The 11774-nt window shown below is 71.6% G+C and carries 7 protein-coding genes; 5 read left to right on the plus strand and 2 right to left on the minus strand.

Annotated elements, in window-relative coordinates:
• Positions 1 to 66 precede the first annotated feature (66 nt).
• From BJ998_RS38325 to BJ998_RS38340, 4 genes are all read left to right on the plus strand, one after another.
• On the plus strand, positions 67 to 165 hold the full coding sequence (locus BJ998_RS38325) for a bacteriocin (RefSeq protein WP_184868146.1): 99 nt from the start codon (positions 67 to 69) through the stop codon (positions 163 to 165).
• A gap of 127 nt (positions 166 to 292) precedes the next feature.
• Entirely contained in the window at positions 293 to 2716 is a 2424-nt protein-coding gene (locus tag BJ998_RS38330) for a peptidase domain-containing ABC transporter (protein ID WP_184868147.1), read from the plus strand.
• A 2-nt stretch (positions 2717 to 2718) separates the two neighbouring features.
• Positions 2719 to 4194 (plus strand): class I adenylate-forming enzyme family protein, encoded by a 1476-nt coding sequence (locus BJ998_RS38335; protein WP_184869208.1) that lies wholly within the window; start codon positions 2719 to 2721, stop codon positions 4192 to 4194.
• A complete protein-coding gene (locus BJ998_RS38340; protein ID WP_184868148.1) occupies positions 4191 to 5477 on the plus strand; it encodes a type III PLP-dependent enzyme domain-containing protein in 1287 nt (428 codons plus the stop codon). The genes BJ998_RS38335 and BJ998_RS38340 overlap by 4 nt, the downstream gene beginning before the upstream one ends.
• A gap of 19 nt (positions 5478 to 5496) precedes the next feature.
• On the opposite strand, the gene BJ998_RS38345 is transcribed toward BJ998_RS38340, so the two are convergent.
• On the minus strand, positions 5497 to 6690 hold the full coding sequence (locus tag BJ998_RS38345) for an IS110 family RNA-guided transposase (RefSeq protein WP_184868149.1): 1194 nt from the start codon (positions 6688 to 6690) through the stop codon (positions 5497 to 5499).
• 232 nt (positions 6691 to 6922) lie between these two features.
• Here BJ998_RS38345 and BJ998_RS38350 point away from each other — a divergent pair, with 232 nt between their 5' ends.
• Positions 6923 to 8125, plus strand: a complete 1203-nt coding sequence (locus BJ998_RS38350; protein WP_184868150.1) for an acyl-CoA dehydrogenase family protein — start codon at positions 6923 to 6925, stop codon at positions 8123 to 8125.
• Positions 8126 to 8144: 19 nt separating this feature from the next.
• Here BJ998_RS38350 and BJ998_RS38355 read toward each other — a convergent pair whose 3' ends face one another.
• Complete coding sequence (locus tag BJ998_RS38355) at positions 8145 to 11201, minus strand: AfsR/SARP family transcriptional regulator (protein WP_184868151.1); 3057 nt, start codon at positions 11199 to 11201, stop codon at positions 8145 to 8147.
• Positions 11202 to 11774: the final 573 nt, after the last annotated feature.

Consider the following 11774-nt stretch of genomic DNA (forward strand, 5'->3'; position numbering starts at 1 on the left):
CGCTCCGTCCATGGGCGTGACCCGTTCCAGTGGCACGTCCCCGATGTGGGAAGGAGTGATTTGCTGATGGACAACTCCGAGGTCCTCGACATCCAGGAGCTGTCGGACGAGATGCTCGCCGAGATCGTGGGCGGCAGCGGTCTGACGATCAACAGCTGCATCTGACCGGCCGCTGACGGCAGCGGGCAGCCGGGCGGCGGCAACGACCGTCCGGCTGTTCCGCCGCTCGTGCGTGTCGATCACGATCACGCCCGGCCGCTGACCCGGTGTACCCGATGACGGAGTTCAGTTGATGAGCACGATGCGAGACGGCGAGCGAGCCGTGCCGAACTCGGCCAACCCCCCGGCGCCCGTGTTCCGGGAGCAGGCCATGGCCGCCCGTGGCGCGGCCCGCGAACTGGGTGCTGCGGTGTCACCGGGATTCGCGCGGCCGGCGCGGACCAACTCGGATGATTCCGAGGGTGCGGCGGATCGGCCGCGCCGGTCCTGGCTGCGGGCCGGCTGGGACGCGTTGCGGGCGCGGCGTGTTCCCGTTCGCATCCAGTCGCAGGTCAGTGACTGCGGCCCCACGTGCCTGGCGATGGTGTTCGCGCTGCACGGCGTGGAGGTGCCGATCCGCGAGCTGCGCGAGGCCGCCGGCACCGGCCGCGACGGCGTCTCCGCCCGCCGGCTGCTGGACGCGGCGCGGGACCACGGCTTCCGCGGACGCGGTGTGCGGACCACATTGGACGGTCTGCGCGACCTGCCGGCGGGCGCCATCCTGTTCTGGAACTTCAACCACTTCGTCGTGCTGGAACGGGTCGCCGGCCGGCACATCCACCTGGTCGATCCCCAGTACGGTCGCCGCCGCATGACCTTGGACGCCGTCGGTGAGGCGTTCACCGGCGTGGCGCTACTGCTGAGTCCGCCGTTGCCCACCACAGGTGAGAAACCCTCGATTTTCGGCCTCCCCTTTCTGGCCAAGCTGGTGCACCGGCGGCGTGCGCGCCGGCCCGAGGGCTCGTGGCGCTATGCCCGCTACTTCCTGCCCGGCGATCGCCGCTGGATCCCGTTTGTCCTCTGTTCGTTGCTGCTGCTCGGCTTCAACCTCGCGACGCCGCTGGTCACCAAGGCGGTCGCCGACCACGCCACCGGGGGCCGCACCGGCGGCACGGCCCTGTTCCTGCTCGGCGTCGCACTGCTCGCCGTCCTCTACTTCCTGCTCCAGTTCGCCCGGTCGGTCGCCTTCGCGGCCATCCAGACGCGAGTCGACGAGGAGGTGACGACCGGCGTGCTGCACCGTCTGCTGGCGCTGCCCTACGGCTTCTTCGCCACCCGCGCGCCGGGCGACCTGATGCAGCGCGTGCGCACCAGCACCGCGGTGCGGCAGATCCTCTCGGCCACCGCGTTCACCAGCATGTTCGACGGCCTGTTGGTGCTGTTCTACATGGCCCTGCTGCTCCTGGCGGACCCGCTGCTGGCCGGTCTGGCCATCGCGCTGGCCCTCGCCCAGGTCGCGGTGCTCGTGCTGTCCTGGCGCCGGCAGGAATACGCCAGCGTCGACGCGCTGGAGGCCCGGTCGCGGGCCGACGCCGAGCTGGTCGAACTCCTCGAGGGCCTCAGCACGCTCAAGGCCGCCGGACTGGAGGACGTGGCCGCGCGCCGGTGGAGCCACACGCTGGCCGACGAGTTGAACGCGCGCACCCGCAGCCGCCGGCTGCTGGCCGTCTCCTCGGTGCTCAGCAGCGCGCTGCAGATCGCGGCCCCGCTGCTGGTACTCGTAGTGGGCTCCGTCCGCGTCGACGAAGGGCTGCTGTCCACCGGAGACGTGCTCGGTTTCAGCGTGTTGGCCATGGGCCTGCTGGTGCCCCTGGCCAATCTGGTGCAGACGGGTTTGCAGCTGTCCGGACTTGGCGCCTCCTTCGCCCGGCTAGGCGACATCATGGAGGCCGTGCCCGAGCGCGCCGCCCGGGACGGGGCGGCGGCCCCGACCGACCCGGACCCGGGCGGCGCGCTCAGCTTCGAGAACGTCTCGTTCGCCTATCCCGGCAGCGAACCGGTGCTCGACGAGGTCTCCTTCACCGTGCCGGCGGGCAGCTTCACCGTCATCCTCGGGGCGTCGGGTTCGGGCAAGTCGACCTGCGCCCTGCTGGCGGCCGGCCTGTACCCGGCCACCTCCGGGCGCGTGCGGGCTCTCGGCCGGGACCTGGCCCGCACCGACACCGTGGCCTACCGCCGCTCGATCGCCTTCGTCAACCAGGACTCCCGGCTGTTCGCCGGCTCGATCCGCGACAACATCACCTTCGGCAGCACGGACACCGACATCGAAGCGATCAAGACGGCCGCCCGGCTGGCCGAGATCCACCAGGACATCAGGACCCTGCCCCTGAAGTACCAGACCGTCCTGGGTTCCGGCGGCGCCGGGCTGTCCGGGGGACAGCGGCAGCGCGTCGCCCTGGCCCGGGCCCTCATGCGCCGGCCCGAGATCCTCATCCTGGACGAGGCCACCAGCGCGCTGGACCCGGCCCTGGAACGCCGGATCTTCCGCTCGCTGGTCGAACTCGGCACCACCCTGGTGGTCATCGCCCACCGGCTGACCGCCGTCGAGGAGGCGGACCAGATCGTGGTCCTGGACCAGGGCCGGGTGGTCCAGCGCGGCCACCACCGCGACCTGGTCGCCCAGGACGGCCCGTACCGCTCGCTGACCCAACGCGACGTCGCCCGGAGCGATGCGTGACGATGCGGGAACCGGTGGTGGGAAACGTCGTGGCCGTTCTCGACCAGGCCGCGGCGCGGCACGGTGCTCGCCCGGCGGTGAGAGACGCGACCGGGCGCTGGACCTGGGCCGAACTCGACCAGGCCAGCCAGCGCGTCGCTCGGGCGCTCGGAGCACGCGGCATCGGCCCGGGCAGCCGAGTCCTCTCGATCGCGCCGCCTGGACGGGACTTCGCCGCGCTGCTGTTCGGCACGATGCGCGCCGGCGCCAGCCTCATCCCGGCCCGCCCGGACGCCAGCGCTTTCGAGCTCGACCACATTCGCGCCGACGCCGCCCCGGCCCTGGTGGTCGGCAGCGACGACCGGCCGACACCGGCCGTGCCGGTGACCACGTTGCTGCGCCAGGGATCCGAGGACCGAAGCGGGCCGTCGCCCGCCGGTTCCCTGATAGCGGGCGACCAGGAGTGCCTGCTGCTCTACACCTCCGGCTCGACCGGCCGGCCCAAGGGCATCGTCTGCCCGCACGCGTCGGTTGCCTTCGCGGTGCGGGCGATCGGGGAACGTCTCGGCTACCGGCCCGACGACGTCGTCTGGAACCGCCTGCCGATGTGTTTCGACTACGGGCTCTACCAGCTGTTCCTGTGTGCGCTCGCCGGTGCGGAGCTGGTCACGCCGCCCGGCGTGATGTCCGCCGCCGAGCTCGTCGCGCTCCGCGAGGCCGGGGCCAGCGTGCTGCCGATCGTGCCGACCGCGGGTGACCTGTTGGCCCGCCTGGCCGTCAGGGACCGGCGGCCCACGAACGTCCGCCTCGTCACGAACACGGGTGCGGCGCTGACCGGCCCGCTGGCCGAACGGGTGCGCCTGGCCTTCCCGGACGTCGCGGTCGTATGCATGTACGGCATGACCGAGTGCAAGCGCATCACCATCGCCGATCCGGACGAGGACCTGGCCCATCCGGCCACCGTCGGGCGCCCGCTGCCCGGCACCCGCGTGCTCGTGGTGGACGCCGAAGGACGGAACCAGCCACCCGGCGCCCCCGGCGAGATCGTCGCCGTCGGCCCGCACGTGATGGCCGGCTACTGGAACAGTCCACAAGAGACTGCCCGCCGCTTCCGCCCCGCGCCGGACACCGGTGAGCCGGCGGTGTTCACCGGCGACCGCGGTTACCTCGATCCGGACGGACGCCTGTACTTCCTCGGCCGCGACGACGACGTCTTCAAACACCGCGGCTGGCGCATGAGCACCCTGGAACTGGAAACGGCGCTGCTGGACATACCCGACGTGCGCGCCGCCGCCGCATTGCCGCCCGACGCCGCCGGCACCCTGACCGTCTGGGCGGTCACCTCGCTGCCCGCCGACCACGTGCGCGACGCGTTGGCCGAGCGGCTGGGCGCCGCCCGTGCGCCGGACCGCTGCGTCGTGCTGCCCGAGCTGCCACAGACGCCCAACGGCAAGGTCGACCGGGCCGCCCTGCGTGCGTTGCGGGAGGCAGCGCCATGACGCCGGCCGACTCTCCACGGGATGCCGACCTCGGTCTCGATCCGGCCTTGCTGGAGGACATCGCCCGCGACTACGGGACGCCGGCGTACGTCTACGACCTGGACGCCGTGCGGGCGGCGTACATCGCTCTCACCGCCGACCTCCCGCAGCCGAGCGACCTCCTGTACTCCCTCAAGGCCAATCCGCATCCCGCGGTGGTCGAGGCGCTCGTCGCCGTCGGTGCCGGGGCGGAAGTGAGTTCGAGCGGCGAGCTGGCCGTCGCACTGGCCGCCGGCTGCCCGCCCCGGCACGTGCTGTACACCGGGCCCGGCAAGACCGCTGACGAGGTGCGGACCGCGCTGGCGGCGGGGGTCCGCCTGTTCTCGGTCGAGTCGCCCGGCGACCGTGCCCGCGTCGAGCAGGCGTGCGAACTGCTCGATGTCACCGTCGATGTCCTGGTGCGGCTGAACTATCCCCGGGCCAGCGCGGGCGGCTCGTTGCGGATGACCGGCCGCCCGACGGCTTTCGGCGTCGACGTGGGCGATGCCGGGGCGGTGACCGCGCTGCTGCGCCCCGGCCGGCGGGTGCGTCCGGTCGGCACGCACACCTTCTTCGCGACCAACGTGGCGGACGAGCAGGACCTGCGCGCGGAGTTCCACAACGCGCTGGCCGTCGTCCGCGCGGTTGGTGGCGACGGTTTCGCGCCCACCGTGCTCGCTCTCGGCGGCGGGTTCTCCGCGCCCAACGCGCGGCCGGGAACCTTGCCGCGGTACCACAGCCTGCGGGCCGACCTGGCCGAGCAGTTGGACGTCGCCTTCCCCGCCTGGCGATCCGGCGTGCCGCGGGTGCTGTTCGAGTCCGGGCGCCACCTCACCGCCACGAGTGGCACGCTGCTGACCACGGTGCTGGACACCAAACGCTCAGGCGACCGCACCTTCGTCGTGCTCGACGCGGGCGTGAACGTGCTCGGCGGCATGACCGGCCTCGGCCGGCTGCGGGCGCCCGACGCCCAGGCCCGGGTGGTCGGCCGGACCGACCGGCCGGACGAGCCCGAGCAGCGGGTGACCCTGGTCGGCCCCCTCTGCACCCCGCTCGACGTGCTGAGCACCACGGCCACGATCGCCGCGCCGCGCCGCGGTCAGCTGCTGGCGATCCCCAACGTCGGCGCGTACGGCACGACCGCCAGCCTGCTCGCCTTCCTCAGCCGTCCGGCGCCGGTCGAGGTGATCGTCGACCACGGTGTGGTGCGGCGCGCGGAACGGCTCGTGCTTCACTCCGAGGAGGTACATCCCGATTCTCAATGAAGTTGTCAAGATGAGAACGTCAAGCAGCGTTTGCCGAGAGGGGCGGGACGAGTGCGTAGCAGCGGTCGTCGCGCAGCAGTGCCCACAGGACGTTGACGCGGCGGCGTGCCAGGGCCAGGACGGCCTGGGTGTGGCGCTTGCCCTCGGATCTCTTGCGGTCATAGAAGGTCCGCGACTGGTCGTTGCAGCCGATGCTGACCAGTGCGGAGGTGTAGAGGGCGCGTTGCAGGCCGCGATGGTAGCGGCGGGGTCGGCGCAGGTTACCGCTGACCCGGCCGGAATCGTGCGGTGCCGGGGCCAGGCCGGCGTAGCCGGCCAGGTGATCAGCGGAGGCGAACGCGGTCATGTCACCGCCGGTGGCCGCGAGAAACTCCGCACCGAGCAGCACTCCGATACCGGGCATGCTCAACAGGGTCGCGGCGTGTCGGTGCCGGCGAAACCGGCCCTCGATGAGCTTGTCGGTCTGCTTGAGCTGCTCATCGAGGGAGATCACTCCCTTCGCCATGTCCGCGACGAGCTGCGCGGCCAACTGCTCGCCGGGCAGCACGGTGTGCTGGGAGCTCGCCGCTGCCACGGCTGCGGCAGCCAGTGCGGCGGCGCTGCGGACTTTCTGCGACCGCAGCCAGTCCTCAAGCCCGCCAACTCCGAGCCGGCGGATGGCTGTCGGTGTCTGGACGTGGGTGAGCAGGACCAGCGGGCCGTGGTTGGTCAGGTCCAACGCCCGTTCCAGGGCAGGGCTGATGCCCAACAATTGGTCGTGCAGCCGGTTGACCAGGCGCACGCGGTCACCGGCGAGGTCACGACGGCGCGCGACCAACATTCGCAACTCGACGATCAGTTCGTCGTCGACGCGCAGCGGGGACAGGTCCCGGCGCATGCGCGCCTGGTCGGCGATGATCGCGGCGTCTTTCGCGTCGGTCTTGCCCTCGCCCCGGTAGCCGCCGGCGGCGCGGTTGACCTGCTGGCCCGACAGGTGGACCACCTGCTGCCCGTGAGCGACCAGCAGCGCCAGCAGCAACGCGGCGCCACCAGTACAGACGTCGACGGCCCAGCGGACCTGGTCGGCCAACGCGGTGATCTGGCCGATCAGCTCCAGCACCGCGGTCTCGTCGTTGACCACCCGGCGCGACAGCAGCCGGACACCATCGGCGTCGATCACCACGACGTGGTGGTGTCCCTTGCCGATGTCCACCCCTGCCCACGCACGTTCCACTCGTGTCTCCCTGCTCTGACCAGCGTGTTCTCCCGTAGACGACCTCGCCGGCCTATCCCTACGCAGCGATCGGGTCGCAATTCTCAATCAGCGGCCGGGTCGTCAAGGAGGTGCCGGGTGGCCAATCGGAACAAGCCACACCAACCGCAGATGACTGAAAGCCACGCCCGGCGCCCCTGGGACCACTCGAACCCTACGACTGGCCCGAGCCGACCCAAGGAAGAAGGTAGGGATGGCTGACCGATCCGCCGTGCGCGTCCGGGACGCGCTCGAATCCCTCGACTCGCTCGTCCCGTTGCTGGCCGCGAACGCCGCGACCGTGGACCGGGAGGCCCGTTTCCCGGCGGAGAACCTCGATGCGCTGCGCGCCGCCGGTTTGCTCGGCCTGCTCGTGCCCGAGGACCACGGCGGCCAAGGCCTCGGCCTGGCCGACCTGGTGACGGTCGCGCAGCGGCTTGCCGGGGGCTGCCTGTCCACGGCCATGATCCTGGCCATGCACTGCCAGCAGGTCGACGTCCTGGTCCGCCACGCCGGCCCGAGACTGCGGGCCGAGCTGCTGCCGCGGATCGCCGCCGGCGAGGTGTACCTGGCGTCCGTCACCACCGAGGCGGGGACCGGGGGCCATCTGCTCTCTGCGGACGCATCCCTCGAACGCGGGGGAGCGGACGGGGCGGCCACGGCCGAAGCGTCCATCCGGTTTCGCCGCGACGCGCCGGTCGTCACCGGCGCCGCCCACGCCGACGGGTTCCTGATCACCATGCGCGATGGTCCCGACCAGGGGGAGCACGCGGTGAGCCTGGTCTACGCCGACCGGGCCGACCTCGACATCGAGCGCTACGGCGCCTGGAACCCGATGGGCATGCGGGCGACCGAGAGCGGCGCCGTGCGGCTGGCCGGGGCCATTCGCCCGGACCAGGTCGTCGGCCCGCCCGGCGGCTTTCGCGCCGTCGCCCTCGACAGCATGATCCCGGTGGGGCACCTGGCTTGGAGCGCCTGCTGGCTCGGGGCCGCGCGGGCCGTCTTCTCCGCCTTGGTGCGGCACCTGGCCCGCGACGGCCGAACCGACGTCGCCTCCCCGCTGGTGCGTGAGCGTGTCGCCCGGATCCGACTCGACCTGGAACTGGTGAGCGCCTATCTCGGGCGGGTCCGCGAGGAGGTCGAGCGGGTCCGGGCGCGGGCGGCTCCGTGCGACGCCCCGTCGCTGCAGATCCACCTCAACAGCCTGAAGATCGCCGCGTCCGAGTTGACCTACCGGGCCGTCGACCGGATGGTGCAGCTGGCCGGGATGTCCGTCGGGTACAGCGCCGACTCGGCGATCCCGCTCGAACGGGCCCTGCGTGACCTCCGCTCGGCCGCGCTGAACTACTCCAACGACCGCCTGTGGACCGCCACCGGCGGCCTGTGTCTGCTGGACCGCAAGGTCGAACTGCTGTGATCCGGCCGATCGGCCACGGTTAGGCGCCTTCCCGCTCGTCGGCCGGGTCCACCGAGTCCAGCTTGTCCCGCAGCACCCGGACCCACGGGGTGCCCATGGCCACGTGGTGGCGCAGCGCGTACTGCCACTGCTGCGCCGCCTCGTCCAGGTCGCCCAGCTCCGCCAGCACGTCGCCGACACCGGCCAGCGCCTTGCCCAGCTCGAGCCGGCACTCGACCCGCTCCGCCAGGTCGACCGCGTTGCGGTAGTGGGACATCGCCGCGGTGAGCTCGTGCCGGGCGAGGTGCACGGCGGCGAGGATGTTCATCGCCTCCGCCTCGACCGCGGGACGCTGGATGGTCCACAGCAGCTCCAGCGCCCGCATCCCGTGCGTCAGCGCATCGTCCAGCCGGCCCATGCGACGGTCGGCGTCGGCCATCCGCATCAGCGTCATCGCTTCGCCCGCGCGGAAACCGATGTCCTGCGTCGTCCGCATCGCCCGAGCCAGGATGTCGGTGGCGGCGGTGTGATCGCCCAGTTCCAGCTCGGCGGCGGCGATCGTCTCCATGGTGGTCACCATGTAGACCCCGTGGTTGAGCTGCTCGTGCAGCAACAGCGCCGTTCGGCCCACGTCCCGGGCCTCCCGGTTACGTCCCAACGCCAGGTGCACCACCGACAGCGTGCTGAGCGCCACGCCCTCCTCGAACAGGCTGCCCATCTCCCGATGCGCCGCGAGCGCCCGCTCCAGATAGGACAACGCCTCCGTGTAGCGGCCGACGCTCTGCGACAGCAGGCCGATCCGGCTCAGGCACACGGCCTCGGACTCGCGGTCGCCGGATTCCTCCGATATCGACAGCGCCCGCTTCATGTTGGTGAAGACCTCGCCGACCTTGCCCATCTGCCACTGCACCGACGACAGCGAACTGAGGTTCATGACCTCGATCGCGCGGTCGCCGCTGCGGGCCGCGGCCACGAGCGCGTTGTGCAGCATGTCGACGTGGTTGTGCAGGCGCCCGCGGATCTGCAGGTAGCTGGCCATGGCCCGGGGCAGGTGACTGCCGTGGTGGTCCGGGCCGTGTTCGGTGATGAAGGCGATCGCCGCGAACAGGCCGTCCTGCTCATGGTCGAACCAGGCCAGGCCGTCGGCCTGGGTTTCGAACGTCGGTATGCCGCTCGTCGGGGCCGAGACCTGCAGCGTGAGCCGCCGCCGACCCGGGTGGATGCTCGCGGCGGCCTCATCGGCCGTGACCAGGTAGAAGTCCAACAGCCGTCGCAACGCCGCCTGCCGCTCGGGCTCCGTGTCCTCGGCGTAGCCGGCCCGCAGCGCGTAGCTGCGCAGCAGGCCGTGCAGCGCGTACCGGTCCGCGCGGGGCTGGAGCAACAGGTGGGCGTCGAGCAGGTGCTCCAGGGTCCGGCTGGTCTGGCCGAGCGGCATGTTCGCGATGGCGGCCGCCGCGTGCACGCCGAAGTCGTTGCCCAGAGTCATGCCGACGTAGCGGAACAGGCGGCGGGCGCTGGCGGGCAGCCGCTGATAGGACATCTCGATCGTCCTCGACACGCTGCGTTCGGCGGTCGACAGCTCGTCCAGCCGGTCGTCCTCCTTCCGAAGGCGCCGCACGAGGTCCCCCATCGTCCACATAGGACGGCTTCGGAGCCGGGCGGCGGCGATGCGCAGGGCCAGCGGCAGATGTCCGCACACCGCGGTCAGCTCGCGGACGTCCGTGGCGGACCTGGTGATCTGCTCCTTGCCGAGGATCCGGCCGAGCAGGTCCATGGCCTCCTCGTCGGTCATGGGCCGCAGCGAGATCGGCGCCACGCCGTCCAGGTCGGTGATCCGGGACCGGCTGGTGACCAGCAGCAGGCAGCCGCCCGCGCCCGGCAGCAGCGGGCGGATCTGGCCGATGCCCACCGCGTCGTCGAGCACGACCAGCATCCGCTTGCCCGCCATCCGCGTCCGCCACATCGCCGAGCGGGCGGCCACCTCGTCCGGGATCTGGTCGCCCTCGACCCCGACGGCCTTCAGCAGCTGTTCGAGCGCCCCCATCGGGTCGAGCGGCTCAGCACCCTCGACATGGCCGCGCAGGTCGATGAACAGCTGGCCGTCGGGAAACTGGTCCGCGATCGCGTAGGCGGCGTGCAGCGCGAAGGAGGTCTTGCCGACCCCGGCCATGCCGTCGACGGCGACGATGGTCAGCCGGCCGCGTTCGGCGGCGGCCATCGCCAGGTTCGCCACGCTCGCCAGTTCGGCCACGCGGCCGACGAAGTCGGGGAGGGTGTAGGGAAGTGTGTTCGGCCGGGTCGCCGGCTCCTCGGCGACCTCGACCGCCGGTCTGAGGCGGATCGCCGGAGTCGCCGGACGCACGTCCAGCTCGGGGTCGCCGCGCAGGATCTGCTCGTAGAGCCGAGACAGCTGCGGCCCCGGATCCACCCCCAGCTCGTCGGCCAGCACGGTGCGGGCATCGGCGTAGGAGCGCAACGCCTCGGCCTGCCGGCCGGTCCGGTACAGCGCGAGCATCAGCTGCGCCCGGAGGGTCTCCCGCAGCGGGTGACGCTGCACCAACAGGTTCAGGTCGGTCACGACCGCCGCCGCCATCCCCAGCGACAGGCGCAGGCCGATCAGGCGCTCGGTGACCACCAGGCGTTGCTCGTCCAGCTGGGCGATGGCTGGGCTCAGCACCGGGCCGCCGAGGCCGTAGAGCGCCGAATCCCGCCACAGCTTCAGGCCCAGGTCCAACTGGATGGCCGCGTTCTCCGGCAGGCCGGACTCCATGGCCTCGTCGGCCCGGGCCAGCCGCAGGTTGAACAGGTTGAGGTCGAGCTGCTCGTCGCTCAGGTGCATTCGGTAGCCGGGACCGTCGGTGACGATGAGCGTGCTGTCCAGGTTCTTGCGCAGGTCAGCGATGATCTTGCGAACCTGGTGCGGCGCGGTGGCCGGGAGCTCGCCCTCCCAGGCCGCGTCGACCAGCCGGTCCACCGGCACGATGCGATTGTTCGACAGCAGCAGCACCGCCAGCACGTACTGGTGTCTGCGGCCGCGAAGAGGCAGCCGGCCCCGCTCGGTCCACACCTCCAACGGCCCGAGAACCTTAAACTCCACGAGCCACCTCCCTCCCCGTGCGCCGACGCCCTTCGGGTCGAACCCTCATGCGCCCGCACGCGGGGAGTGAGCCGTCCGCCCGTGGCCGACCTCGGTGCGCGATGTCAGACCCCCAGATGATCACGCGTCGCCCCGGCCGAGTGCGGCAGGCGGGCTTGTTCGGCGGTGCTCGGACCCGCGACTCCGGGGTCCGGACGCCACCGGCATCCTCCGGCCCTCATGCATTGATCATGTATCGACATCTACATGATTTGAGTGCGGTTGTGCACGCAACAGTCCGTCCGTCCCGCGTCCGATGGTCATTCGGTCACAGGGCGTTTCGGCCGATCCGTCCAAAGCCGAAGCGATCAGGGCGTTCAGCGCGATCTCGACCCGAAGCTTGTCTCATCGACCCGGGTGCGGGTGCGGGTGCGCGGCGCGGAAGGTTGTCGCCGCAGGCCAGGAGCCGCACCGGCCGTACCGGGAACACGCGTGCGCACCAACCCGCTGGCCTCCGAGTCAGGCACGGCCCCGGTGTCCTCCTCACGGGATGCCTCGGACATCGCTGCGTTCAGTACCAGGTGTCCAGCCCGA

The sequence above is a fragment of the Kutzneria kofuensis genome, assembly GCF_014203355.1.
GTDB lineage: Bacteria > Actinomycetota > Actinomycetes > Mycobacteriales > Pseudonocardiaceae > Kutzneria > Kutzneria kofuensis.